We start from the raw sequence: 26,179 nt of genomic DNA on the forward strand, positions 1-26,179 counted from the left end.
AGGCTATGCGAAGAATCCCGGCCGCCATTGGTTACTTTGGGGGACGGCACAGGGAGGGGTACCGGCAGGTGGAGCGCAGGACTATCGGGGCGGCGGCGCTCGACGTGGGCGCGGTCGGCCTGGGCTGTATGCCGATGAACTGGGCCTACGAATGCTCGCAGCAGCGCGGGGACCGCTCAGTGCGGACGGTGCACGCGGCGCTGGACGCCGGGGTGAGCCTGCTCGACACCGCCGACATGTACGGGCCGTTCACCAATGAGCTGCTGGTGGGGCGGGCGTTGAAGGGGCGGCGGGCGGAGGCGTTCGTGTCGACGAAGTGCGGTCTCCTGGTGGGCGATCAGCACGTCGTGGCCAACGGCAGGCCCGGTTACGTACGGCGGGCCTGCGACGCCTCGCTGCGACGGCTGCAGACCGATGTGATCGATCTCTACCAGCTGCACCGGCCCGACCCGGAGGTGCCGGTCGAGGAGACCTGGGGCGCGCTGGCCGAGCTGGTGTCCGTGGGCAAGGTACGGGCGCTCGGGTTCTGCGCGGTGGGCGCGCGCCGGGCGCGGCGGGGGACGGCGGCCGACGTGTTCGAGGGAACGATCCGGCAGCTGGAGCGGATCCAGCAGGTGTTCCCGGTGAGCGCGGTGGAGGCCGAGCTTTCGGTGTGGTCCCCGGAGGCGCTGGAGCGGCTGCTGCCGTGGTGCCAGGCGCGGGGGGTGGGGTTCCTGGCGGCGATGCCGCTGGGGAACGGGTTCCTGACCGGGACGCTGACGCCGGGCGGCGGTTTCGAGCCGGACGACCCGCGGGCCCGGCATCCCCGGTTCACCGCCGAGATGATGGCCGCGAACCAGCCGCTGGTGGCGGGGCTGCGGCGGGTGGCGGCGCGGCACGGGGAGGACGTCACGCCGGCGCAGGTCGCGCTGGCGTGGGCGCTCGCACAGGGGCCGAACGTGGTGCCGATCCCGGGCGCGAAGCGGGAGCGCTGGGCGGTGGAGAACGCGTGGGCGGCGGAGCTGGTGCTGACGGCCCGGGATCTGGCGGAGATCGCCGGGCTGCCCGGGCCGCGCGGATCGTGGGACTGAGGGCGCGAACGGGAACCTTCTCGGGCCCGGCGGTGTATCAAGGGTAAGGAGCGCCGCTTGAAGGGATCGGAACCGTGGGCCGAGCTTTCGTGGGAGCTGTGGGGGCCGCCGCCGTACTGGGGCTGCTGACCGGGTGCGCGTCGGACGGGGACGGGGACGGGGCCTCGTCGCCCTCCGCTTCCCCGCCCGCGTCCGCGTCACCGTCCGCTACGGGATCGGGGACGCCGGGCGCCCCGGGCTCCGTGCGGGTCGCCGGGACGCTGACCGAGGACCTGAAGTCGCCGTGGGGTGTGGCCGCGCTGCCGGACGGCGATCTCCTGGTCGCCTCACGCGACGAGCGTACGATCACCCGGGTCGACGCGCAGACCGGGAGAAAGACGCCGGTCGGAGAGGTGCCGGGGGTGGTTCCCGGCGGAGAGGGCGGACTGCTCGGCCTCGCCGTGCGGGACGGCCGGGTGTACGCGTACTTCACGGCCGAGTCGGACAACCGCATCGTCCGCATGCCGTACGGAGGCGGGCCCGGGGACCGGCTCGGCGCGCCCGAGGTGGTCCTCGCGGGCATCCCGAAGGGGACCGTGCACAACGGCGGGCGGATCGCGTTCGGCCCGGACGGGATGCTGTACGCGGGGACGGGCGAGCGGGGCGAGACCGGGCTCGCGCAGGACCGGGAGTCGCTGGGCGGCAAGATCCTGCGGATGACGCCGGAGGGGAAGCCCGCGCCGGGCAATCCGTTCCCCGGTTCGGTGGTCTATTCGTACGGTCACCGCAATGTGCAGGGCCTGGCCTGGGACGGGGACGGGCGGCTGTGGGCGGCCGAGTTCGGGCAGAACACCTGGGACGAGCTGAATCTGGTGCGGGCCGGGAAGAACTACGGCTGGCCGGAGGTCGAGGGCGTGGCGAAGAAGTCCGGGTTCGTGGACCCGGTGGCGCAGTGGAGGACGGACGAGGCCTCGCCGAGCGGTATCGCGTACGCGGAGGGCGCGATCTGGATGGCGGGGCTGCGGGGCGAGCGCCTCTGGCGGATCCCGTTGTCCGGAGCGGAACGCTCCGGTGACCCCGAGGCGTTCCTCGTCGAGGAGCACGGACGGCTGCGCACGGTCCTGGCGGCGGGTGACGGCCGGCTCTGGCTGACGACGAGCGAGACCGACACCCGGGGTACGCCCGGGCCCGGCGACGACAAGATCCTCCGGCTGGAGGTGAGGTAGGAGGCGGAGACGATGTTCAACGCGATGGAAGAGCTGTTCGCGCCCGGCCGTCAGCACACCGACGACGAGCGGCAGCGGCTGGCCCTGACCCGGGAGGACCAGGGGGACGCGGACCCGTCGCGCGGCCCGATAGACCTCAGCTCGGGCGCCGTGCTGATACGGATGCCGAGCCCGGTGACCGCCCGCGACGACGAGGACGGGGACGAGGACGGCGACGAGTAGGGCCGGGGCCCCTCAGGGCGTCGGCTCCAGGAGGCGGAGGCGGTGGGCCAGGGCGGCCGCTTCGCCCCGGCCCGAGACGCCCAGCTTGGCGAGGATGTTGGAGACGTGGACGCTCGCCGTCTTCGGGGAGATGAAGAGTTCCTCGGCGATCTGGCGGTTGGTGCGGCCGGCCGCGACCAGCCGGAGGACGTCCTGCTCCCGGGGGGTCAGGCCGAAGGCGTCGTCGCCCGGGTCCGGTTCGGGGGCGCGGTCCGGGGCGGTCAGCGGAAGGCGGGCGCGGGCGGCCAGGAGTTCGACGTCCTCGCGGAGCGGGTGGGCGCCGAGGCGGACGGCCGTGGCGTGGGCCTCGCGGAGCAGTGCGGCGGCCTCCTCGCGCCGGCCGCCCTCGGCCAGCAGGGCGTCGGCGAGGCGGTGCCGGGCGAGGGCGAGGAGGTAGGGGCGCCCCAGCGGCTCGTAGGCGGCGACGGTCTCCGTCCAGCGGTCGACCCGGCGGGCGCCCTCGGCGCGGTCCAGCTCGGCCGAGACATGCCGGGAGTACGCCTCCCAGACGGGCGCCGGTGTCGCCAGGCCCCGGGCGGAGCGGCGGAGCAGGGCGAGGGCCTCCGCCCGGCCCTCCTCGGCGGCGGGCAGGCCGAGCGCGTCCGCCTCGGCGGTGGCGGCGGCCAGGAGCAGCGGCCAGGCGTCGCGGTGGGTACCGAGCGGAAACCCGGTCTCCGCGGCGGCGACCAGCTCGGCCCGGGCGTCGTGGATCCGCCCGCCTCCGGCGGCGATGCTCACCGCGACGTACCGCATCGGGATCGTGTACTGCGGCATCGGGTCGGCCTTGCCGAAGTGCTCGGCGGCCGTGGCCAACTGGACGGTGGCCAGGGCCAGTTCGCCGCGAGCGAGGGCGAGCTGGGCCAGGCGGAGGGCGGCGGAGCCGCGCGGCTTGGAGCTCCGTCCGGCGCTCTCCAGCCACTCGCCGTTGCGCTGGGCCTCGTCCCACAGGCCGAGGGAGAACTGCGACTCGGCCTGGTTGGCGCGGACCCAGCCCTGGCTGTCGAGGAGTCCGTGGTCACGGGTCAGCCGGACGGCCGCCTCGGCGACCTCGATGGCCTCCCGTGAGCGGCCGAGGCCCTCCAGGCAGGAGGAGAGGTTCACATGGGCGCGGGAGCACTCGTGGTAGAGCCCGAGGGCCAGGGTGCGGTCGCGCACCTCGTACATCGAGGCGAGCCCCTCCTCCAGGTCGCCCGCCGCGACCTGGAGCGTGCCTAGGGTGACCCGGGCGCCGAGCTCGATGGCCTCGGCCTCGACCAACCGGGCGTACTCGACGGCGCGTTCGGCGGCGGCGAGACTCTCGGGTCCGGGCTTGTGGAGCATGCCCCAGCCGGCGGCCACGGTGAGGACGACGGCGTGGACGGCGGACGGCGACAGCCCCTTGACGAGCTCCTGGGCGGTGGCGATCTCGGCCCAGCCGTCGGACCGTCCGAGGCTGGACATGATGCGGGAGCGTTCGGTCCAGAACCAGGCGCTCCGCAGGGGGTCGCTCTCCTCGCCCTCCTCTCCTTCGAGGAGCCGCAGCGCCATCTTGCCGATCTTCAGGGCGCGTTCGCGTTCTCCGCACAGCCGGGCGGCGTACGCGGCCTCGGCGAGCAGGTCGAGGTAGCGCAGCGGGGTGGAGGCGGGGTCGCAGCCGCAGGCGGGGTAGGCCTCGACGTAGTCGATGGGCCGCAGCGAGTCGCGGACCTCGGCGGGGACCTCGTCCCACAGCTCCATGGCCCGTTCGAGGAGGCTCAGCTGCTCGGCGTAGGCGTAGCGCTTGCGGGTCTCGACGGAGGCGCGGAGGACGGCCGGGAGGGCCTTGGCCGGGGCGTGGGCGTGGTACCAGTAGGTGGCGGTCCTGGTCACGCGTTCGTCGGCACGGACGAGGGCGGGGTCGGCCTCCAGCGCCTCGGCGTAGCGCCGGTTGAGGCGGGAGCGTTCGCCGGGCAGCAGGTCGTCGCTGACGGCCTCGCGGACCAGGGAGTGCCGGAAACGGTAGCCGTCGCCGTCGGGGACGGTGAGCAGGATGTTCGCGCCGACGGCGGCCCTGAGCGCCTCGATGAGGTCGTCCTCGGAGAGCCGGGCGACGGCGGCGAGCAGCGCGTACTCGACGGTGGAGCCGCCCTCGGCGACGATCCGGGCGACCCGCTGGGCGTCCTCGGGCAGCGCCTCGACGCGGACGAGCAGCAGATCGCGCAGGGAGTCGCTGAGGGCGCCCGGGGCGCAGCCGGCCTCGTGGGAGACGACGAGCTCCTCGACGAAGAAGGCGTTGCCGTCGGAGCGGTCGAAGACGCCGTCCACGAGGGCGGCGTCGGGTTCGGCGGCGAGGATGCCGGTGAGCTGGCGGCGCACCTCGGCGCGGGTGAAGCGGGCGAGTTCGATGCGCCGGATGGTCCGCAGCCGGTCCAGTTCGGCCAGCAGGGGGCGCAGGGGGTGGCGGCGGTGGATGTCGTCGGAACGGTAGGTGGCGACGACCACGATCCTGCCGCGGCGCAGGGTGCGGAGAAGGTACGAGAGGAGGTGCCGGGTGGAGGCGTCGGCCCAGTGCAGGTCCTCCAGGACGAGCACGATCGTACGGTCGGCGGCGAGGCGTTCCAGGAGCCGTACGGTCAGTTCGAAGAGGCGGGCGGTGGAGTCCTCGTGGGAGGGCTCGTGGCTGCCGACGTCACCGAGTTCGGGCAGGAGCCGGGCGAGTTCGCCCTCCTGCCCCGCCGCCGCCTCGGCCAGTTCGGCCGGGAGGCGGCGGCTGAGCGAGCGCAGGGCCGTGGAGAAGGGCGCGAACGGCAGCCCGTCAGCGCCGACTTCGACACAGCCTCCGACCGCGACGTACGCGCCCCGGTCGCAGGCCGCCGCGACGAACTCCTCGATGAGCCGCGTCTTGCCGACACCGGCCTCGCCGCCGATGAGCAGGGCCTGCGGCTCGCCGTCGGTGGCGCGGGCGAGGGCGTCGGTGAGGGCGGTGAGCTCACCGGCCCGGCCGACGAACACGGGACTGACTGACCTGGTCTCCACGGCGCCGAGCATCGCACAGACATCCGGGACGGCGCCCATAAGGGTCACGCGGCCCGGACGTAGCCGTCGCGTTCCTGCCCCACCCGCCCCTCGGGGTCGTGGTGGGCGGACCGGGCGGCCTTCGCGGCCCGCCGCGCCGTGACGGCCTGCCGGGTCAGGCGCTGGGCGGCGGCCTCACGGACGAGGTCGGCGTGGTGCAGGCGGTTCAGTTCGTACGCGAACATGTCGTTCTCCCCTGGTGTCCTGGTGTCGGTATCGCTCCTTGCGATGCCTCTACTCTCGTCGGCCAGGGGGTACGACCACATCGGGCGAGTGCCGCATGTTCGGGGCACGGGGGTCCTTAGGCGGGCCCCGGGGGTGCCTTACGGCGCGGTCGGCAGACTCAGGAACAGGTCGAAGTACATCCCCGCCGACAGGAGCATGCCGATCGCGCCCAGGACGGCACCGCCGACGGCCACCGCGCGGACCCAGACGGGCCGCTGCGGGCTGACGAGGACGAGGACGAGCACGCCGACGAGCAGGGCGAGGAACGCGAAGACGCCGTTGACGAGAGCGGTCGCGTGCCAGGCGTCGGCGTAGATCTCGTTGATCTGCTGGGCGGGGGTGCCGCCCTGGGCCTGGATCTGGCCGACGAGGGCCTCGCGCTCGCTGCTGACCTTGCCCACCCAGGTGCCGGTGAGGGCGGCGAGCCCGAGTCCGGCGGAGACGACGGCGGCGGCGCCCGCGCCGACGCCGGAGGCGGCATCGGCCCCGTCCATGGCGAGGTCGTCCAGGTCGTCGTCCAGGTCGTCGGCCTCGGCCGACTCGTCGACCTCGTCCGTCGGCTCGACAGCCTCCGCGGCCGTCTCTTCGGACGCCGTCTCTTCGGACGCCGTCTCTTCGGACGCCGTCTCTTCGGCCGGCTCCGTCGTCTTCTCAGTCTTGATAGTCATGCGACGCACGCTAGGTGCAGCAGATGAGAAGTGTCTTAAGACGAGGACGCGTCAGGGCGTCTTCTCCTCGACCGTCGGCACCGTCACGCGCTGCGCGGGGATCGTCGCGTCCCGGGACGCGACCGCGGCGCGGCTCTCGGGCGGCTCGATGCTGATGCGGGGCATGCGCCGGTCGAGCCAGCGCGGCAGCCACCAGTTGGCGCCGCCGAGCATGTGCATGAGGGCCGGGACGAGCAGGGTGCGCAGGACGAAGGCGTCCAGGGCGACGGCCGCCGCGAGCGCGATGCCGAACATCGCGACGACCCGGTCACCGGAGAGCACGAAGGCGAGGAAGACGGAGATCATGATGACCGCCGCGGAGTTGATCACGCGGCTGGTCTCGGCGAGCCCCACCCGGACCGCCCGCCGGTTGTCGCCGGTCTCCAGCCACTCCTCGTACATCCGGCTGACCAGGAAGACCTGGTAGTCCATGGAGAGCCCGAAGAGCACGGACACCATGATGACCGGCAGGAACGGTTCGATCGGGCCCGCGCTGCCGAGTCCGAGCAGCTCGCTCCCCCAGCCCCACTGGAAGATCGCGACGACGATCCCGAAGGCCGATGCGACGGCCATCACGTTCATCAGCGCGGCCTTCAGCGGGATGCCGATCGACCGGAAGGCGACCAGGAGCAGCAGACAGCCGAGCGCGACGACGACGCCCACGAAGAGCGGCAGCTTGCCGACGATGATCTCGGCGAAGTCGTCGTACGAGGCGGTGACGCCACCGACGTGCACATCGAGCGACGTGCCCTGCTCGGCATCCGGCAGCACATCCGCGCGCAGCCGGTCGACCAGCTCGCTCGTCGCCTTCGACTGCGGTGAGGAGTCCGGTACGACGGTGAGGACGGCGGTGTCGCCCGCGCTGTTGTACGTGACCGGTGAGACGGACTCGACGCCCTTGGTGTTCGCCAGCGCGGTCGGCAGCTCGCCGAGCGCGACGCGGTCGTCGGCGCCGTCGATCTGGGCGACGAGGGTGAGCGGCCCGTTGACGCCGGGCCCGAAGCCGTCGGCGAGCAGGTCGTAGGCCTGCCGGGTGGTCGAGGTGGCCGGGCCGTTGCCCTGGTCGGAGGTGCCGAGGTGGAGCGAGAGGGTCGGCAGCGCGAGGACGGCCATGACGATGGCGGCGACCCCGCCGAGGAGCTTGGGGTGGCGCTCCACGAACGCGGACCAGCGGGCGGCGAAGCCGGTCGGCAGCTCGGGCTGCGGCCCGTGCTCGGCGAGCTGCCGGCGCTCGCGCCGGGACAGCGCCCGCATCCCGATGACGGAGAGCAGCGCGGGAAGGAGGGTGACGGACGCCGCGACCGTGAGGACGACGGTCAGCGAGGCGGCGATGGCGACGCCGTTGAGGAAGCTGAGTCGCAGTATCAGCATGCCGAGCAGCGCGATACAGACGGTGGCGCCGGCGAAGACGACGGCCCTGCCGGTGGTGGCGACGGCGATCCGCGCGGATTCGGGGACCGGGAGCCCGCGTTTGAGGCCCTTGCGGTGCCGGGTGACGATGAAGAGCGCGTAGTCGATGCCGACGCCGAGGCCGATGAGCATGCCCAGCATGGGCGCGAAGTCGGCGACGGTCATGACATGACCGAGGAGCACGATCCCGGAGTACGCGATGCCGACGCTGACGAGGGCGGTGGCGATCGGGAGCGCGGAGGCGGCGAGCGAGCCGAAGGCGAGGAAGAGGACGACGGCCGCGACGACTACGCCGACGGCCTCGGCGACCTTGCCGCCGGAGGCCTCGGTGAGGGCGACGGCGCTGCCGCCCAGCTCGACCTGGACGTTCTCGTCGGCGGCCTGGCGAGCCGTGTCGACCAGGGCCTTCGCCTCGGACACCGGAATGTCGTCGGCCTGCTCGTGGAAGGTGACGGCCGCGAAGGCGGTGCGCCCGTCCTCGCTGATCTGCGCCTGGGCGGCGGCGGGACCGGAGCCGTACGGGGAGGCGACGGAGGCGATGCCGGGGAGTTCGGCGACCTCGTCGAGCATCTCGGTCATGCGCTGCTCGACGGCGGTCGCCCGGACGCTGCCCTTGTCTGTCTGCCAGACGATGGTGTTGCCGTCGCCGCCGGTGCCGGGGAAGCCCTTTTCGAGGAGGGCGGTGGCGCGGCCGGACTCGGTGCCGGGGACCTCGTAGTCGTTGGAGTACGCGGAGCCCGCGACCGCGGCTCCGGTGGCGACACCGCCGAGGGCGGTGAGCCAGAGCAGAACGGCGACGAGGCGGTGCTTGATGCACCACCGTGCGATGGCTGCCAAAGGACGTGCTCCCTGGTGGGTGGTTCGTGGATCTTTACCGGGGAACAGCCCGCAAAGAACGCATGACCTACGTCAGGCCACTGTTACAGCCTTAAGAGATCATTTGCCCCTTTCGTGTCGTTACTCACAGCGGTGCGCGGGAGCTCAGGCCTTTGGTCCTGGGCTCCCGCGCGCGCCGTGTCCGGGGGCTCAGCCGGATACGCTCGCCCGCCCGTTCTCGATGTGCCCCATGAGGCGTCGGCGGAAGCCGCCGGGGGCGGTCACCTCGACGTCGTACCAGCCGTGCGCGTCGGCGGCCGAGTGCACGAGGGTACGGCTCCGGCCAGGCTTCACCGTGACCGTGCGGGTCCAGTCGCGGAGGTCGTCCTCATCGACGTACCCGACCGGCCGGACGGTGAAGGAGACGGGCGCCTTCCCGGTGTTCCGTACGGTGAGGTGCAGGTCACGGTCGTGATGATCGATGTACGAGGCGAGCTCGGCACCGCCCGCCGCCGGGCCCTCGAACTCGCGGCGGAAGCCGTTCGGGCCGGTGATCGTGAACCGGTAATGATCACCCGTAAGGGGTACCGACCATTGCGCCGTGCCCCTTACATCGCGGTGCTGGGGGGCGGTGAACCCACCGGCGTACGGGTACAGCGCGAAGTGCGCGGAGCCCTTCCCGCTGTTCTTCAGGTCGACGGTGACCCCGCCCGCAGCTACCCGCGCCTGGGCGTCCGGCTGGTACGGCAGCGGGCGGGCGGGGCGGGTGCCCGGCTCCTGGACCGGCATCGTCTGGACCAGCGGGGGCTGCGGCCGCCAGCGCCCGGAGAACGGCGGGATCGGACCGGGCTCCTCCACATCGGGCTGCCGGTGGGCGCGCCGGAAGTCGAAGGCGGAGGTCAGATCGCCGGTGACGGCGCGCCGCCACGGGGTGATGTTGGGCTCCTTGATGCCGGTGAGCTTCTCCAGGAAGCGGATCACCGAGGTGTGGTCGAAGGTCTCGGAGCAGACGTAGCCGCCGAGCGACCAGGGCGAGACGACGAGCATCGGGACGCGGATGCCGAGGCCGGTGGGCAGGCCCTTCCAGCGCTCGTCGGTGTTGTCGGCCGGCGGGACGGGCGGCGGCACGTGGTCGAAGAAGCCGTCGTTCTCGTCGTAGTTGATCAGCAGGACGGTGTGGCGCCAGACGTCCGGATGCGAGCCGAGCGCGTCGAGCACCTTGTAGACGAGGGAGGCGGAGGCGATCGGCGAGGAGGAGCCGGGGTGCTCGGAGTCGATCGCGGACGGCACCAGGTACGAGACCTCCGGCAGCGTCCCGGCGGCCACGTCGGCGCGGAAGGCGTCGGCGAGCTTCCCGGACTCGACGCGGCGCAGTCCGCGCTCGAAGAGCGAGCGCTCGGCGTCGGTGAGGGTGGCGACGCCGTCTTCGAGGGCGGCGAGCAGCCTGGTCCGCTCGGCGGGGTCCTCCGTGTCGCGGACGGCGGCGTAGAAGGACTCCATGAAGGTGTGCCCGCCGGTGGGGGCGAGGGCCTTGCGGGCGATCTTCTTGAAGGAGGTGAAGAACTCGATGTTGTTGTCGGTGAAGTTCTCCCACTCCGTGTACGTCTTCCAGCTCCGCCCGGCCGCTTCGAGGCGCTCGGCGTAGGTGGGCCAGGAGTAGCCGGGGTGGGTGCCCTCGGCGTACGCGGCGTTGGTGACGGCGCGGCTGCCGTCGGCCTCGTAGCCGGTCCAGCCGGACCACAGGTGGTTGCGGTTGGGGCTCGTCGAGGTGTGGGTGGACGAGTGGTAGGCGTCGCAGATGGTGAAGGTGTCCGCGAGCTCGTAGTGCAGCGGGATGTCCCGGCGGTCGTAGTACGCCATGGTCGCGGCGGTCTTGGCGGAGACCCAGCCGTCCATCCAGCCGTCGTGCCAGGCCTTGGCGCCGCCGCTCCACGAGTGGTCGAGTTCGCCGATGTACTGGAGGTCCTTCTTCTGCGTCTCGGCGGCGCCCCGGATCGGGAACGGCAGCACGGTCCGGCCGAGGGCGGCGGGCTGCTCGAACACGGGCTTGCCGGAGGGCAGCTCGATCGCGTTGCGGTCACCGAAGCCGCGGACTCCGCGGAGGGTGCCGAAGTAGTGGTCGAAGGAACGGTTCTCCTGCATAAGGATCACCACGTGCCGTACGGCGTTCATGCCTCCGGCCGGCGGCCCGGCCGCGATCGCCTCCTGGAGCGACGGCGGGAGCAGCGAGCCCGCCGCAGCGGCGCCGAGCGCGCCTCCGCCCAGGGCGAGCACCTTGCGGCGGGACATCCGGGACTTCTCGGGGGACAAGACCGACCTCCAGTCGACGGCCAATGGTTCGCCTTCGAGCCATTGGGTGGTACGCGGGGGACGGTAGTCAGGCCGGGTGACGGCGGGAAGACCCGGCGACGGCGCGACGGTGAACGTCCGTCAGGCGGACGAACGCCCGGCCGAGGCGGGTCGGCAACCTACCGACCCAGCGCGGTCCGTACGGCGGTGAGGACGGCCGCCTCGTCGGCCCCGGTGGCCCGGGCTTCGGCGACGTACGCCCGGGCGAGCCGGGTGAGTCGTTCGGCCTCGGCTCGGGCAGGTGCGGGGAGGGCCGCTACCCGGGTGCCCGCGCCGCGGCGGGTGCGGATGAGGCCGGCGGCCTCGAGTTCCTTGTAGGCGCGGGCCACGGTTCCGGGGGCCAGGCCGAGGTCGCCCGCGAGCTGACGGACCGTCGGGAGCCGTTCCCCCTCGGGCAGACGGCCGCCACCGATGAGCGCGGCGAGTTGGGAGCGGATCTGCTCGTAGGGCGGGACCGCGCTCGCCGTGTCGACCCGGACGGCCGGCCCGGTCACGACCGCCTCCGGGAGACGGATCGAGGGGCCGCGAGGGTCAGCAGGGACCAAACCGCCGTACCGCCCGCCACCAGCGCGATGGGCAGCAGGGCCCATCCGACGGCGTGGGCCGCGGCGCCCAGGCAGGAGAGCGACCGCAGCGCGCCGGACGCGAACAGGGCCGCTCCGGCGAGCGGGGCCGACACCGTCAGCCCCCAGGCGGCCGTCACCGCGAGCGCTCGGTCCCGGCGCTGCTGCTCGTCGGCCGCGCGCAGCGCGGAGTCGCCGCCGGGGACGGGCTGCCGGACGATGCGGTGGAGGGCGTACCAGCAGGCCGCGGTGGTCAGGGCGAGGGCGCCGATGACGGGGGCACCGTAGAAGAGTCCGGGCCAGGGGCCGTGGGACTGGATGACGTTCCCGCAGGCCGCACCGAGCGTGCGGCCGGCCCGCCCCATGTCGTCGGCGGACGCGGTGGCCGCGGCGACCGCGAGGAGGACGAGCAGTACGGCGGCCTGGACGGTGAGGAGCGCGGTGAAGCGCACGGGCAGGTAGTCGCGGACGCGGCGCGGTGTGAGCCCGGCACGGCGGACCTCCCCGTGCGGCCGGGATGCCAGAACGTCTCCGGCCAGGACCCCCGCCACGGCACAGAGGCCGAAGACGGGCAGGGCATGGAGAACGCCGAGACCGAGGCGGCCGCTCTGGGCGATCAGGATGCCGAGCACGGCCCCGAGCGAGAGGCCGGTCCAGCGGGCGAACAGAGCGACCCCGGCGGGTACGCCGGGGCGAGGCAGAGCGGTGTCGGACATGAGTTCCCCCGTCGTCACACTTGTATCAAGCATCAGGTACAAGATGAGGGGTCAAGCCGCCTTGTGTCAAATGCTTGATACAAGAGGGCTGACGTGCTGTCGGTACGACGAAGAGGGCGGCGCCCCGAGTCGTGAGACCCGGGGCGCCGCCCTCGTACCCGTACGGGAAAGCAGGCTCAGCCCTCGCTGACGCCCAGCTTCTCCAGGATCATGTCCTTCACGCGCGCCGCGTCCGCCTGGCCGCGGGTGGCCTTCATGACCGCGCCGACCAGCGCGCCGACCGCCGCGACCTTGCCGCCGCGGATCTTGTCGGCGATGCCCGCGTTGGCCGCGATGGCCTCGTCGACGGCCGTGCCGAGCGCGCCCTCGTCGGAGACGACCTTCAGGCCGCGCTTCTCGACGACCTCGTCCGGGCCGCCCTCGCCCGCGAGCACGCCCTCGATGACCTGGCGGGCCAGCTTGTCGGTGAGGTCACCGGCGGCGACCAGCTCGGTCACCCGGGCGACCTGCGCCGGGGTGATCGGCAGCTCGTCCAGGGCCGTGCCCGACTCGTTGGCGGAACGGGCCAGTTCACCCATCCACCACTTGCGCGCCTGGTCCGACGGAGCGCCCGCGTCCGTGGTCGCGACGATCAGGTCGACCGCGCCCGCGTTGAGGATCGACTGCATGTCGTGCTCCGACACGCCCCACTCCTCGCGGAGCCGGTTGCGGCGCACGCGCGGCAGCTCGGGCAGTCCGCCGCGCAGCTCCTCGACCCACGCGCGGGCCGGGGCGACGGGGACGAGGTCGGGCTCCGGGAAGTACCGGTAGTCCTCGGCGTTGTCCTTGATCCGGCCGGAGGTGGTGGAGCCGTCGTCCTCGTGGAAGTGACGGGTCTCCTGCACGATCGTGCCGCCGGAGGTCAGGACGGCCGCGTGGCGCATGATCTCGTAGCGGGCCGCGCGCTCCACCGAGCGGAGCGAGTTGACGTTCTTCGTCTCCGAGCGGGTGCCGAAGACAGTCGTGCCGTTGGGGCGCAGCGACAGGTTCACGTCGCAGCGCATCTGGCCCTTGTCCATCCGCGCATCGGAGACACCGAGGGCGCGGATCAGCTCGCGCAGTTCGGCGACGTACGCCTTGGCGACCTCGGGGGCCCGCTCGCCGGCGCCCTCGATGGGCTTGGTGACGATCTCGATGAGCGGGATGCCGGCCCGGTTGTAGTCGAGCAGCGAGTGCGAGGCGCCGTGGATCCGGCCGGTCGCGCCGCCGACGTGCAGCGACTTGCCGGTGTCCTCCTCCATGTGGGCGCGCTCGATCTCCACGCGGAAGATCTCGCCGTCCTCCAGCTGGACGTCCAGATAGCCGTTGAAGGCGATCGGCTCGTCGTACTGCGAGGTCTGGAAGTTCTTCGGCATGTCCGGATAGAAGTAGTTCTTCCGGGCGAAGCGGCACCACTCGGCGATCTCGCAGTTCAGCGCGAGACCGATCTTGATCGCGGACTCGACGCCGATCGCGTTGACGACCGGGAGCGAGCCGGGCAGACCGAGACAGGTGGGGCAGGTCTGCGAGTTGGGCTCGGCGCCCAGCTCGGTCGAGCAGCCGCAGAACATCTTGGTCTTCGTACCGAGTTCGACATGGACCTCAAGGCCCATGACGGGGTCGTACGCAGCGAGGGCCGCGTCGTACGACAGCAGTTCAGTGACAGTCACGGTGAGACTTTCCCTCTCAGCCCAGCAGGACGTCGTCGTCGCCCAGGCGCTTCAGCTCCCGGTAGAGGATCGCCAGGCCGGTCACGATGGCGGCGGCGGACACAGCGGCGTCGATCAGCCGCAGCATGTCGTTGTCGTTGCGGGCCAGCTTCGCCTGCTTCGCGACGCTGATCGCGCCGAAGGCGGTGCTGGCCAGCGAGACGTAGACGCCGGTCTTCGACTTCTTGAAGTTCTTGGCCTTCTTTGCCATGGCACTCACAGCGACGGAGCCTCCTCAAGCAGCGGGTGACCCCACTTTTCCACGAAGGCGGCCTCGACGGCGGCGCCGACCTTGTACAGCCGGTCGTCCTTCATGGCGGGGGCGATGATCTGCAGGCCGACCGGCAGTCCGTCCTCCGGCGCGAGGCCGCAGGGCAGCGACATCGCGGCGTTGCCGGCCAGGTTGGTCGGGATGGTGCACAGGTCCGCGAGGTACATCGCCATCGGGTCGTCGGCGCGCTCGCCGATCGGGAAGGCGGTGGTGGGGGTCGTCGGGGAGACGATCACGTCCACCTGCTCGAAGGCCTGCTCGAACTCGCGGGTGATGAGCGTCCGGACCTTCTGCGCCGAGCCGTAGTACGCGTCGTAGTAGCCGGAGCTGAGCGCGTACGTACCGAGGATGATGCGGCGCTTGACCTCGTCGCCGAAGCCGGCCTCACGGGTGAGGGCGGTGACGTCCTCGGCCGACCTCGTGCCGTCGTCGCCGACCCGCAGGCCGTAGCGCATGGCGTCGAAGCGGGCCAGGTTGGAGGAGCACTCGGACGGCGCGATCAGGTAGTACGCCGACAGGGCGAGGTCGAAGGTCGGGCAGTCCAGCTCGACGATCTCGGCGCCCAGCTCCTTGAGCAGCTCGACGGACTCGTCGAAGCGCTGCACGACACCGGCCTGGTAGCCCTCGCCGCGGAACTGCTTGACGACACCGACGCGCATGCCGGCGACGGAGCCGTTGCGGGCGGCCTCGACGACCGGCGGGACCGGCGCGTCGATGGAGGTCGAGTCCAGCGGGTCGTGCCCGGCGATGGCCTCGTGCAGCAGGGCCGCGTCCAGGACCGTACGGGCGCAGGGGCCGCCCTGGTCGAGGGAGGAGGAGAAGGCCACCATGCCGAAGCGGGAGACACCGCCGTAGGTCGGCTTGACGCCGACGGTGCCGGTGACGGCGGCGGGCTGACGGATCGAGCCGCCGGTGTCCGTGCCGATGGCGAGCGGGGCCTCGTACGCGGCGAGGGCGGCGGAGGAGCCGCCGCCGGAACCGCCGGGGATCCGGGTGAGGTCCCAGGGGTTGCCGGTGGGGCCGTAGGCGCTGTTCTCGGTGGAGGACCCCATGGCGAACTCGTCCATGTTGGTCTTGCCGAGGATGACGACGTCGGCGGCCTTGAGGTTCTTCACCAGGGTCGCGTCGTACGGCGGGATCCAGCCTTCGAGGATCTTCGAACCGACGGTCGTCGGCATGCCGGCGGTGGTGAAGATGTCCTTGAGCGCCAGGGGTACGCCGGCCAGCGGGCCGAGCTTCTCGCCCTTGGCGCGCTTCTCGTCCACGGCGCGGGCCTGGGCGAGGGCGCCCTCGCGGTCGACGTGCAGGAAGGCGTGGACCTTCTCGTCGACGGCCTCGATGCGGGCGAGGTGGGCCTCGGTCACCTGGACGGCCGTGAGCTCGCCGGCGGCGATCTTCGCGGCGATCTCGGCGGCCGTGAGCTTGATGATGTCCGTCATGTGATTAGTCCTCCCCCAGGATCTGCGGCACCTTGAAACGCTGCTGCTCCTGGGCCGGGGCGCCGGAGAGCGCCTGCTCGGGGGTGAGCGACGGACGGACCTCGTCCGCGCGCATGACGTTCGTCAGCGGCAGCGGGTGGGAGGTCGGCGGTACGTCTTGGTCGGCGACCTCGGAGACGCGGGCGACCGCGCCGATGATGTCGTCGAGCTGACCGGCGAAGTGATCGAGCTCTTCGCCCTTCAGCTCCAGACGCGCCAGCCGTGCGAGGTGGGCGACCTCCTCGCGCGTGATGCCAGGCATGCGATCCTCACGGGTGAGTTTGATGGTGTTGGCCCAATCCTATGGGGACCGCACCGCCACCCGTGAAACGGTTCGTCCGCCGCGCTCGCCCGGGCGCGCTTCGTGGCTACTGCACCGCGTGGCCCGAGGGGTGGTCGAGGTCCACGGCCGCGGCCGCCTGGGCGGCCTCCAGGGCCGCCACCTCGGAGGGGCGGCGCCAGCCGTGCTCGCCGCGGGCGCGCAGCCAGGCCGTGGTCTCGGCGGGCGGCATCGCGGCGGCCACCAGCCAGCCCTGGACGGCGTCGCAGCCCAGGTCGCGCAGGCGCTCCCAGGTCTCGTCGTCCTCGACGCCCTCGGCGACCACGAGCAGGCCGAGCGAGTGGGCCAGGTCGAGCGTGCAGCGGACGATCTCGGCGTCCTCCGCGTCGACGGCGAGCCGGGCGACGAAGGAGCGGTCGATCTTCAGCTCGCTCACCGGGAGGCGCCGCAGGTGGACGAGGGAGGAGTAGCCCGTACCGAAGTCGTCCAGGGACATCTTCACGCCGTGGCCGGTCAGGCCGGCCATGGTGTCGGCGGCGCGCTGCGGGTCCTCCAGGAGCACGTGCTCCGTTATCTCCAGCTGCAGGGCCCCTGCCGGGACGCCGTGCCGGGCCAGGCGGGCGGCGACGGCGCCCGCGAAGCCGGGGGTGTGGACGTCCCGGGGCGAGACGTTGACGGCCACAGGAACGTTCAACCCCTGGGCACGCCAGCGGGCCACCTGCGCGAGCGCGGTCTCCAGGACGTACTCGGTGAGGTGCGGCATCAGTCCCGAGGACTCGGCGATGGCGATGAACTCGTCCGGAGGGACCCGGCCGCGCTCCGGGTGCACCCAGCGCACCAGGGCTTCCAGTCCTGCGACCTGTCCGTCGAAGCGGACCTTGGGCTGGTAGTGCAGCTCGACCTCGCCGGCGTCCAGGGCGCGGCGCAGGTCGCCGAGGAGTCCGAGCCGGTCGGGGGTGTTGGAGTCGCGCTTGGACTCGTACACCTCGACGCCCGTACGGTCCCGCTTCGCCTGGTACATCGCGACGTCGGCGCGGCGCAGCAGGCCTTCGGCGTCGAGCGCGTGGTCGGGGAAGACGGCGACGCCCGCGCTGGCCTCCAGGACGAGCGTGAGGCCGTCGAGGTCGAGCGGCGAGGAGAGTTCGGCGACCAGGTGGCGGGCCACGCGCTGGGCGCTGGTGGTGGAGTCGGCGGTGGGGAGCAGGACGGCGAACTCGTCGCCGCCGAGCCGCGCGGCCTCCGCTCCGCGCGGCAGCGCGAGCTTGAGCCGCTCGGCGATCTGGAGGAGCAGCCGGTCGCCGGCGAGGTGCCCGAGGGTGTCGTTGACCGATCGGAACCGGTCCATGTCGATCAGGACGAGCGCGGAGCGGACACCCTCGCCCTCGGCCTGCTCCAGGGCCGTCCAGGCCCGCTCCAGGAGCCACTGGCGGTTCGGCAACCCGGTGAGCGGGTCCTTCAGCTGCTCCTCGGCGCGGGCGCGGGCGATCCAGAGCGTGGAGTCGAGGGCGATGAGCGGGACGGCGAAGAGCGGCAGCAGCAGGGGCTGGGAGACGGCGACGACGCAGATCAGCGGGGCGATGCCGAGCAGTGCGACGGCTACCAGGCCCTGGCGGAGCAGGGCGGTGCGGGCGACGGTCGGAAGGCCGCCGCCCTGGGGCGAGAGGGCGTACCACAGGAGCAGCCGGGTCACCACGAGGTAGGTGGCGGCGGCGAGGGCGACTTCCGGGATGTCGGCGATCCCCCAGTCGGGGGGCCGCCAGGGCTGTTCGACGGTCGGTACGTCGCCGAAGGCGGCGAGGACCAGGGCGGCGGCGCCGACGCCGAGGACGTCCACGGAGCCGTGCAGGAGGCCCTGGCGCCAGCGGTGGCGGCGGGCGAGCCCGACCAGGAGGACGACGGCCATGGAGACGAGGCCGGCGGGCACCCAGCCGTAGAGGAGCAGGACGGCGAGGGTGAGGGCGGCGCCGGATCCGGTGCCGCCCCACCAGCGGTCCCGGCCGAGGGCGACCAGGTGTCCGACGATGAGCCCGGTGAGGACGGCGAGGGACCAGCCCTCGGCGCCGCCGGGGAAGAGTCCGTGGCCGGCGCTCACGGCCCGGTAGATCCCGGTGGCGAGCACGACGGCGGCGAGGCCGACCACCACTCCGGGCAGCCGGGAGGTGATCGCCCCACAGGCCGCGCGGCCGCGCGCCGCCCGGGAGAGCGGGGCGGCGGCACTCTCGGTCGGTTTCATTACGTCCCTCTCACAGCCGGCGGTGCCGTTGCAACGCGATGGGCCGTTGTCATGCCGCCACGACCGGCGGAGCCCCACGCAGCCGTGCGCGACAGACGCACGGTCTCAACACTAGGCCGCGGAGGGCTCCGACGGGCAGCGCTCTCCATCTCTTGCCCGAATGCCACCCGCCCACCCGTAACGATCTGGTATGCGCCGAACGGGTGACCTTTTGGGGGGCTGTGAGCGGCCCCCGGACGGCTCGTAATCGTCGCCCTCCGGCTGCCCCTCGGCCGCCCTTCGGCTACCCCTCGACCGGAACCGCGGCCTCCCGAGCTGCTTCGGGCCCCTGTTCGAGCAGCACGGCGAAGCCGGCCTCGTCCAGAACCGGAACCTTCAGCTGCATCGCCTTGTCGTACTTGGACCCCGGGTTCTCGCCGACGACGACGAAGTCGGTCTTCTTCGAAACGGAACCGGTCACCTTCGCTCCGCGGCTCTGGAGGGACTCTTTTGCGCCATCCCTGGTGAAGTTCTCCAGCGTGCCGGTGACGACGACCGTGAGGCCCTCCAGCGGACGCGGCCCCTCGTCCTCGCCCGCGCCCTCCTCCGCCAACAGGACCCCGGCCGCGCGCCACTTGCGCACGATCTCGCGGTGCCACTCCTCGGAGAACCAGTCCTTCACGGCTGCGGCGATGATCCCGCCGACCCCGTCGACGGCGGCCAGCTCCTCCTCGCTCGCCTGCTCGATCCGGTCGAGCGAGCGGAACTCGCGGGCGAGCGCCTGGGCGGCGACCGGGCCCACGTGCCGGATGGAGAGCCCGTTGATGAACCGGGCGAGCGGCCGGGTCTTGGCCGCCTCGATGTTCGCCAGCATGGCGAGCGCGTTCTTCTTCGGCTCGCCCTTCTGGTTGGCGAAGACCGTGACGACCTTCTCCTCGCCGGTCTTCGGGTCCCGCTTGGGCAGCCCGCTGTCCGGGTCGAGGACGTACGCCTTGATCGGCAGCAGCCGCTCGATGGTGAGGTCGAAGAGGTCGCCCTCGTCGACGAGCGGCGGCTCGGTCGGCTCCAGCGGGCGAGTGAGCGCGGCGGCGGCCACCGAGCCGAAGTTCTCGATGTCCAGGCACTCGCGGCCGGCGAGATAGAAGAGCCGCTCGCGCAGCTGGGCGGGGCAGGTCCGCGCGTTCGGGCAGCGCAGATCGATGTCGCCCACCTTCATGGCCTTGAGCGCCGTCCCGCACTCGGGGCACTCGGCGGGCATGACGAACTCCCGCTCGGTGCCGTCCCGCAGGTCGGCCACCGGGCCGAGGATCTCCGGGATGACGTCACCGGCCTTGCGCAGCACGACCGTGTCGCCGATGAGGACGCCCTTGGCCTTCACCACCTCCTGGTTGTGGAGGGTGGCGAACTCGACCTCGGAGCCGGCCACCGTGACCGGCTCGACCTGGGCGTACGGGGTGACCCGGCCGGTCCGGCCGACGCCGACCTTGATGTCGACCAGCTTGGTGTTGACCTCCTCCGGGGCGTACTTCCAGGCGATGGCCCAGCGCGGGGCGCGCGCGGTGGAGCCGAGCCGGCCCTGGAGCGGGATCTCGTCCAGCTTGACGACGACGCCGTCGATCTCGTGCTCCACCGAGTGCCGGTTCTCACCGAAGTACGCGATGAACTCCCGTACCTCCGCCAGCGAGTCGACCACCCTGTTGTGCCGGGCGGTCGGCATGCCCCACTCGCGCAGCAGGTCGTACGCCTGGCTGAGGCGGTCGATGGCGAAGCCCTCGCGGGCGCCGATGCCGTGCACGACCATGCGGAGCGGGCGGGTCGCGGTGACCTTCGGGTCCTTCTGGCGGAGCGAACCGGCCGCCGCGTTGCGCGGGTTGGCGAAGGGCTTGTCGCCGGCCTCGACCAGACGGGCGTTGAGCCCCTCGAAGGCCTCCATCGGGAAGTAGACCTCGCCGCGGATCTCGACCAGGTCGGGGACGCGGTCGCCGTGCAGCCGGTCCGGGATGTCGGCGATCGTACGGACGTTGGGCGTGATGTCCTCGCCGGTCCGGCCGTCGCCACGGGTGGCGGCGCGGGTCAGCCGGCCCTGCTCGTACGTGAGGTTGACCGCGAGGCCGTCGACCTTGAGCTCGCACAGCAGGTGGTAGTCGGGGGTGCCGACGTCCCGGGCGATCCGCTCGGCCCAGGCGGCCAGCTCCAGGTCGTCGAAGGCGTTGTCGAGGGAGAGCATGCGCTCCCGGTGCTCGACGGAGGTGAACTCCGTTTCGTACTGCCCGGCGACCTTCTGCGTCGGCGAGTCCGGCGTGCGCAGCTCGGGGTACTCCTCCTCCAGCGCCTCCAGGGCACGCAGGAGCTTGTCGAACTCGCCGTCGCTGATGACCGGCTGGTCCTTCACGTAGTACCGGAAGCGGTGCTCCTCGACCTGCTCGGCCAGGCCCGCGTGCTTCTCCCGTGCCTCGGCGGGCAGGGCCCCCTGTTCGACTGCCACCGTTACTCGTCCTCCCGTTGCTCCGACCCTGTCACTCAGGGTTGTCCGCGAGCGATCTCGCCGCCCGGGCGCAGTGGGCGAGGGCCGCCCGGGCGTACGCGGGCGAGGCGCCCGCGAGCCCGCACGTCGGGGTGACCACGACGGACTCGGCGAGAGTCCCCGGATTCAGCCCCAGCCTGCGCCACAGCGTCCTGACACCCATGACGCTACCGCCCGGGTCGGACAATGCCGTGTCGGTGGACGGCACCACGCCCACGAAGAGCCTGGTGCCGGACTCGACGGCCTCGCCGATCGGCTCCTCGTCACGTTCGGTGAGGAGCCCGAAGTCGAACGAGACCGCGTCGACGCCGGCCCGCCGCAGCAGCCCGAACGGCACGTCGGGGGCGCAGGAGTGGACGGCGACCGGGCCGTCGTGGACCGCGATCACCTCGCGCAGGGCGGTCTCCACGACCTGCCGGTCGACGGCCCGGTACGTCCGGTACCCGCTGGCGGTCCGGACGTGGCCGCGCAGGACGGCGGTGAGGGAGGGCTCGTCGAGCTGGAGGACGAGCCGGGCGCCGGGGATCCGCTTGCGGAGTTCGGCGAGGTGGGCGCGGAGGCCCTCGGCGAGGGAGCCCACCAGGTCCCGGCAGGCGCCGGGGTCACCGAGGGCGGCCTCGCCGCCGCGCAGCTCCAGGGCCGCGGCGAGGGTCCAGGGGCCGACGGCCTGGACCTTGAGCGGGCCCTCGTAGCCCTGGGTGAACTCCTCCAGGGCGTCGAGGTCCTCGCCGAGCCAGGAGCGGGCGCGCCGGGTGTCCCGGCCGGGCCGGTCGCTGACCCGCCATCCGCTCGGCTCCACATGCGCGTACATCTCGACCAGCAGGCCGATGGTCCGGCCGATCATGTCGGCGCCGGGGCCGCGCGCGGGCAGTTCGGCGAGGAAGGGGAAGTCCTCGAAGGAACCGGTGACGGTCTTGGCGGCCTCGCGGGCGTCGCCACCGGGCAGGGAGCCGACGCCGGTGGCGGGCCCCCAGGGGAAGTTCTCGTTCTCGGTCACGGTGGTGGCGGTCCCTATCGTCCCGGACGGACCGTCAGGTCGTTGATCTCCGCGTCGCGCGGCAGATCGACGGCCGTGAGGATGGCGGTGGCGACCGACTCCGGGTCGATCCACCGGGAGGCGTCGTACTCCTTGCCCTCCTGGGCGTGGACCTTCGCCTGCATCGGGCTCGCGGTGCGGCCCGGGTAGACGGAGGTGACCCGCACGCCGTTGCCGTGCTCCTCGTGGCGCAGGGAGTCGGCGAGCGCCTTCAGGCCGTGCTTGGAGGCGGCGTAGGCGCTCCACTCGGCGTGCGCGTTGAGCCCGGCGCCGGAGTTCACGAAGACCACGTGGCCCTGGGAGACGCGGAGCTGGGGCAGGAAGTGCCGGGTCAGCTCGGCGGGAGCGATCAGGTTGACGTTGAGCTGGTGGCGCCAGGTCTTGGGGGTGAGCTCGCCGACCGGGCCGAGGTCGACGACGCCCGCGATGTGCAGGAGGGTGTCGACCCGCTCGGGCAGGCTCTGGTGCGAGAACGCCCAGGAGAGCTTGTCGGGGTCGGCGAGGTCCCCGACGAGGGTCCGGGCGCCGGGGAACTCGGCGGCGAGCTCCTTGGCCCGGCCGGCGTCGCGCACGTGGAGCACGAGATCGTCCCCGCGCGCGTGGAGCCTGCGGGCGACCGCGGCCCCGATGCCGGAACCCGCCCCGGTGATCACATGAGTAGCCATGGGCCCATCGTCCCACCTGCGGTCAGGGGGAGGCGGCGGGGCTCGACACGGGGGTTTCGGCGGACCAGAAGTCGGAGCGGACGTTGGGGTAGGGGATGTCGACGTCGTTGTAGGCGGGGCCGTTGGACAGGGTCTTCGGCGGGGCCACTTCGGACTTGCTCACACAGGGTGACGTGACCTCGAAGAACGCCTGCCCCTTGTCGCCGAAGACGAGGCTGATGCCGAAGCCGTCCGGCGACACGGCGTAGATCGCGGGGGTCCTCTTACTCCGGTTCACCGACTTGATCTTGTAGTCACTCTGCGTCCAGAACCGCTCGACCACGCCGAGGAAGTTGCCGCGCCGCTGGTCGGAAATGACGGTCATCACCGTCCAGTACCGCGTGACGTCACAGCTTCCGGTCGTCGTGGTGTCGAACGTCCACTGGATCTCCGGCACGACCGCCTTGACGGTGGCGCTGAGCATCCCGTCGGCACGGTCTGCCGCACCTTGCATGTCCATGGCCGCCGCAGCCCCTCTTCCCTCTGTCGTCCCTTGTCCATCCCCCAGTACTCCACACGCGGTGAAGACCACCGCCGCCACGGCGACCGAAACGCCCACGCGCAGTACTCGCCGCAGTCGGCTCACCTGTACTCCTCGGTCTTGAGGTTGAGCTCTCCGGAGACGATACGGCTGATGTTGTCTGCAGACACCTGGTCCTTCTCGGGTGTGAAGTACTGGGAGTGGGCGTCGAAGCCACCCCCGTCCATGATCATGCGCGGCCCGTCGTCCACTTCGAAACGCTGCGCGCCGAAGGCCTTGCTGGCCGGGTCCTTGCCGAAGTAGAGGTCGTCATCACCCTGGTCGGCGATATCGCCCACGATGTAGGCACCGAAGGGGCCGCCCGCCAGCAGACCGGCGAAGCCGGCCGCGCTCTGCTGCTTCGAGGGCAGCTTGGTGACCGGGTCGTTGTCCGCCGCACCGACATAGACGTGTTCCTTGCCCACGCCCAGGTCCTCCGCCTTGTCGACGCCGACACCGGGGCTGCCGAGCAGAATGACGTCGTCCACACCGGGAATCCCCCCACTCTCCTTGGCCGCCGTGCCCACGGTGAGCGAGCCGTACGAGTGGCCGATGGCCGTCACATGTGGGTCCGCGTTCTGGTTCGTGGCCGAGAGGCCCGACATGAAGCTGTTGTACGCGGGGGCTCCGCGCTTGGCGTCACCGGTGCTCATGACGTCCACGTTCTGTGGGGCGTCGTAACCGAGCCATACGATCGACGCGCTCGATCTGTCGTACCGCTGGGCACCCTTCGCGGTGTCCAGAGCACGCTTCATCGTGTCGTCGACGAAATCTCCGTTGAGCTTCGTGCCCAGGCCGGGTACGTACGCGGACACGTTCCGTGAGGTGTCCGGGTTGCCGTACGCGACGATCGCGCGGCCGTTGCCCTCGTCACCGATGCCGAGCAGGAACATCGGCGGCCTGCTCGGGCTGTCCAGCTTGTCCTCGATCTTCCGGAGCGCGTCCAGCTTGGTCTTCGCCTCGTCGCCGCCCTCGCGCGCCAGGTCGTCCATCAGCACCGGCAGGTAGTTGCGGTTCGCCTCGTCACGCGCGACCGACGGGATGCCGTCGAGGTTACCGATGAGGTCCGGGGCGACGTTCAGATACTCCTGGCGCTGCTCCTCCGACAGGCCGTCCCACCAGGCCTTGCGTTCGGCGGGCGACTTGTCTTCGGGGATCTCGCGGGCGAGGTAGGCCCCCGCGGCGTGCCGTACGTCGGCGGTGTCGCCCCGCACGTCCTTCAACGTCGCTGCCGTGACGTCCAGGCCCTTCTCCGCCTTGAGGCCGTTCAGGGTCTTCGCGTACCGCGCGTCGATTTCGCCTGCAGACCTCACGGCCCTGGCGATACGGTCGGCCACGTCCTGGGCCTTCGCCGCGTTCGGGTTGAGGGGCTTGAAGCCCGAGTAGCCCGGGTACAGCGGCGACTGCCCGTTGGCGCCGAAGCCTGGCGGTTCCAGGGGGAGACGCGCGCTGCCCTGGACCGTGCCGCCCGGGGCCTGCTTCTTCTCGCCCGTCAGGTCCTGGACCTCGGCGGCCGGGTAGCTGACCGAGCCGTCCTCGTGGATGGTGAGCTGCAGGCTCGCAGCGTCCTCAAGGGCCTGCTTCAGCTGGCGCTGCGGCTCTGCCAGGTCGGCCGCGAGGCCGTTGAGGGTCGTACGGATCAGTCCGCACTCGCTGTGCAGGTACTCGAAGTTGCGACTCAGACGCTGAAGCCTGCCGAGAGCCGCCTCGGCGGACTCGCTCTCCTGGGTCTCGCGGAGCTTGGCGGACATGGCCCGATCGACACGGATCCGATCGGAGTCGGAACGGCCGGAGACCTCGTGCCACTTGTCGCCGGCGTCCTCGAACTCGGACGCCTTGAGGTCGCGGAGCTGCTGCCAGGTGAGTGCCGTCCCGGTCACCGCTTCTCCTCTGCCTTCTCGGCGGGCTTGAGGGACTGCTCAACCGCGATGTCGGTCTCGCCCATCTCCTTGGCGACCTTGAGCAGGGCGCCTTCGAGCTGATCGCACTCGTCCCGTACGGCCGTGAGGCGCTCCTCCCAGGACTTCAGCACGCTCGTGAGGGAGGCCGCCGAGGCGAATCCGGTGGCCCCCGCGGAGACCCCCTCGTGGCCGCGGCCGAGGGCGACACGGCTGGTCTCGGTGCTCGTGCGCAGGTCGGCGGATGTGCCGGACGCCTTGGTCCAGGGGCCACCGCTGTGCTGCAGCGTCCCGGCGCCGGGTCCCCCCGTGCTGGGCTCCGGGGCCGTCGAGGCGAGGTTCATCGCCGGCCCCCCATCGGCCGGTCCGAACAGTTCCTGCCAGCGCTCCGAATACGACACGATCCCCCCGTTGCTCAACTGCTTTCCGCATCAGCGCACCGTGAGATTAGCGCAGGTGGCCCCGGCCTACGCGATTGTGAAGGCTATCCATACCCGGGAACGCCCTCAAGCCCTGGCAGGCTGGTCACGTATGCACAAAAGCCATCCTGCGGGCATTGCGAACGCAGACGGGCCATTGACGCACTCACCTCATGCTCGACTCCAGGTACGTGAGCGCGGAGACGCCGTCCTCGGCGAAGAAGACCAGGTCGGTGAGGGGCAGCGGTAGGAAGCCCTCGTCCTCCATGCGGTGGAACTGGGCCTTCAGGCCGTCGTAGAAGCCTGCGGTGTTCAGCAGGACCACCGGCTTGGTGTGCTGGCCGTGCTTGCGCAGCTCCAGGACCTCGGTGGCCTCGTCGAGAGTGCCGGTGCCGCCGACCATGACCACGATCGCGTCCGACTTGGCCAGCAGGAGGGCCTTGCGCTCGGCGAGGTCCTTGGCGATGACCATCTGGTCCGCCCCCGGCCGCGCCTTCGCGGCGAGGAACTCGACGGAGACGCCGACGAGCCTGCCGCCCGCGTCCTGGACGCCGTCGGCGACGACCTTCATCAGACCGGAGTCGGAGCCTCCCCACACCAGGGTGTGGCCCGCCTTGCCGAGACGCTCGGCGAAGTCGCGGGCGGGGGCGGTGTAGCGCTCGTCGAGGTCGGCGGCGGAGAGGAAGACGCAGATGTTCATGCCACCCACCGTATCCCCGCCTCCTCGACGCCCCTGACCTCGACTTTCAAGATTT

At 71.9% G+C, this 26,179-nt stretch carries 22 protein-coding genes; 3 read left to right on the top strand and 19 right to left on the bottom strand.

The window, feature by feature from the left end; all coding sequences use genetic code 11:
* The first annotated feature begins 68 nt into the window (after positions 1-68).
* The 3 genes from Q5762_RS15370 to Q5762_RS15380 all read left to right on the top strand — a co-directional run bounded on the left by Q5762_RS15370 (position 69) and on the right by Q5762_RS15380 (position 2,497).
* Entirely contained in the window at positions 69-1,070 is a 1,002-nt protein-coding gene (locus tag Q5762_RS15370; protein WP_315892649.1) for an aldo/keto reductase, read from the top strand.
* Between the two features lie 89 nt (positions 1,071-1,159).
* A complete protein-coding gene (locus Q5762_RS15375) occupies positions 1,160-2,275 on the top strand; it encodes a PQQ-dependent sugar dehydrogenase (RefSeq protein WP_315892650.1) in 1,116 nt (371 codons plus the stop codon).
* Positions 2,276-2,287: 12 nt separating this feature from the next.
* A complete protein-coding gene (locus Q5762_RS15380) occupies positions 2,288-2,497 on the top strand; it encodes a DUF6191 domain-containing protein (protein ID WP_315892651.1) in 210 nt (69 codons plus the stop codon).
* A 12-nt stretch (positions 2,498-2,509) separates the two neighbouring features.
* Here Q5762_RS15380 and Q5762_RS15385 read toward each other — a convergent pair whose 3' ends face one another.
* From Q5762_RS15385 to Q5762_RS15475, 19 genes are all read right to left on the bottom strand, one after another.
* Positions 2,510-5,569, bottom strand: coding sequence for an AAA family ATPase (locus Q5762_RS15385; protein WP_315892830.1), 3,060 nt, complete (start codon positions 5,567-5,569; stop codon positions 2,510-2,512).
* Between the two features lie 5 nt (positions 5,570-5,574).
* Positions 5,575-5,754 (bottom strand): hypothetical protein, encoded by a 180-nt coding sequence (locus tag Q5762_RS15390; protein WP_315892652.1) that lies wholly within the window; start codon positions 5,752-5,754, stop codon positions 5,575-5,577.
* Between the two features lie 138 nt (positions 5,755-5,892).
* Complete coding sequence (locus Q5762_RS15395) at positions 5,893-6,462, bottom strand: hypothetical protein (protein WP_315892653.1); 570 nt, start codon at positions 6,460-6,462, stop codon at positions 5,893-5,895.
* A gap of 51 nt (positions 6,463-6,513) precedes the next feature.
* A complete protein-coding gene (locus Q5762_RS15400; protein ID WP_315892654.1) occupies positions 6,514-8,748 on the bottom strand; it encodes an MMPL family transporter in 2,235 nt (744 codons plus the stop codon).
* Between the two features lie 189 nt (positions 8,749-8,937).
* Positions 8,938-11,016: a phosphocholine-specific phospholipase C gene (locus tag Q5762_RS15405; RefSeq protein WP_315892655.1), complete on the bottom strand. Its 2,079-nt coding sequence runs from the start codon at positions 11,014-11,016 to the stop codon at positions 8,938-8,940.
* Between the two features lie 179 nt (positions 11,017-11,195).
* Positions 11,196-11,570, bottom strand: a complete 375-nt coding sequence (locus Q5762_RS15410) for a GntR family transcriptional regulator (protein ID WP_315892656.1) — start codon at positions 11,568-11,570, stop codon at positions 11,196-11,198.
* Entirely contained in the window at positions 11,567-12,355 is a 789-nt protein-coding gene (locus Q5762_RS15415) for a hypothetical protein (RefSeq protein ID WP_315892657.1), read from the bottom strand. Before Q5762_RS15415 ends, Q5762_RS15410 begins: the two co-directional genes overlap by 4 nt.
* 176 nt (positions 12,356-12,531) lie before the next feature.
* Positions 12,532-14,043: an Asp-tRNA(Asn)/Glu-tRNA(Gln) amidotransferase subunit GatB gene (gene gatB / locus Q5762_RS15420; protein WP_315892658.1), complete on the bottom strand. Its 1,512-nt coding sequence runs from the start codon at positions 14,041-14,043 to the stop codon at positions 12,532-12,534.
* 16 nt (positions 14,044-14,059) lie between these two features.
* On the bottom strand, positions 14,060-14,293 hold the full coding sequence (locus tag Q5762_RS15425; RefSeq protein WP_315892831.1) for a hypothetical protein: 234 nt from the start codon (positions 14,291-14,293) through the stop codon (positions 14,060-14,062).
* A gap of 5 nt (positions 14,294-14,298) precedes the next feature.
* Positions 14,299-15,792 (bottom strand): Asp-tRNA(Asn)/Glu-tRNA(Gln) amidotransferase subunit GatA, encoded by a 1,494-nt coding sequence (gatA, locus tag Q5762_RS15430; RefSeq protein ID WP_315892659.1) that lies wholly within the window; start codon positions 15,790-15,792, stop codon positions 14,299-14,301.
* A gap of 4 nt (positions 15,793-15,796) precedes the next feature.
* Positions 15,797-16,093, bottom strand: a complete 297-nt coding sequence (gene gatC / locus Q5762_RS15435) for an Asp-tRNA(Asn)/Glu-tRNA(Gln) amidotransferase subunit GatC (RefSeq protein ID WP_015036350.1) — start codon at positions 16,091-16,093, stop codon at positions 15,797-15,799.
* Positions 16,094-16,199: 106 nt separating this feature from the next.
* Positions 16,200-18,344, bottom strand: coding sequence for a bifunctional diguanylate cyclase/phosphodiesterase (locus Q5762_RS15440; protein WP_315892660.1), 2,145 nt, complete (start codon positions 18,342-18,344; stop codon positions 16,200-16,202).
* Between the two features lie 283 nt (positions 18,345-18,627).
* Positions 18,628-20,808 carry an NAD-dependent DNA ligase LigA gene (gene ligA, locus Q5762_RS15445; protein WP_315892661.1) on the bottom strand — a complete coding sequence of 727 codons (2,181 nt, stop codon included), beginning with the start codon at positions 20,806-20,808 and terminating at the stop codon, positions 18,628-18,630.
* 31 nt (positions 20,809-20,839) lie between these two features.
* Positions 20,840-21,844 (bottom strand): methionine synthase, encoded by a 1,005-nt coding sequence (locus tag Q5762_RS15450; RefSeq protein ID WP_315892662.1) that lies wholly within the window; start codon positions 21,842-21,844, stop codon positions 20,840-20,842.
* 14 nt (positions 21,845-21,858) lie between these two features.
* Positions 21,859-22,548 (bottom strand): SDR family oxidoreductase, encoded by a 690-nt coding sequence (locus Q5762_RS15455; RefSeq protein WP_315892663.1) that lies wholly within the window; start codon positions 22,546-22,548, stop codon positions 21,859-21,861.
* 22 nt (positions 22,549-22,570) lie between these two features.
* Complete coding sequence (locus Q5762_RS15460; protein ID WP_315892664.1) at positions 22,571-23,047, bottom strand: hypothetical protein; 477 nt, start codon at positions 23,045-23,047, stop codon at positions 22,571-22,573.
* 122 nt (positions 23,048-23,169) lie between these two features.
* Entirely contained in the window at positions 23,170-24,987 is a 1,818-nt protein-coding gene (locus Q5762_RS15465; RefSeq protein WP_315892665.1) for an alpha/beta hydrolase, read from the bottom strand.
* Positions 24,984-25,406, bottom strand: coding sequence for a hypothetical protein (locus Q5762_RS15470; RefSeq protein ID WP_315892666.1), 423 nt, complete (start codon positions 25,404-25,406; stop codon positions 24,984-24,986). Before Q5762_RS15470 ends, Q5762_RS15465 begins: the two co-directional genes overlap by 4 nt.
* A gap of 184 nt (positions 25,407-25,590) precedes the next feature.
* A complete protein-coding gene (locus Q5762_RS15475; protein ID WP_315892667.1) occupies positions 25,591-26,124 on the bottom strand; it encodes a TIGR00730 family Rossman fold protein in 534 nt (177 codons plus the stop codon).
* Positions 26,125-26,179: the final 55 nt, after the last annotated feature.

Origin of the sequence: Streptomyces sp. P9(2023), from assembly GCF_032436795.1 — a bacterium.
GTDB lineage: Bacteria > Actinomycetota > Actinomycetes > Streptomycetales > Streptomycetaceae > Streptomyces.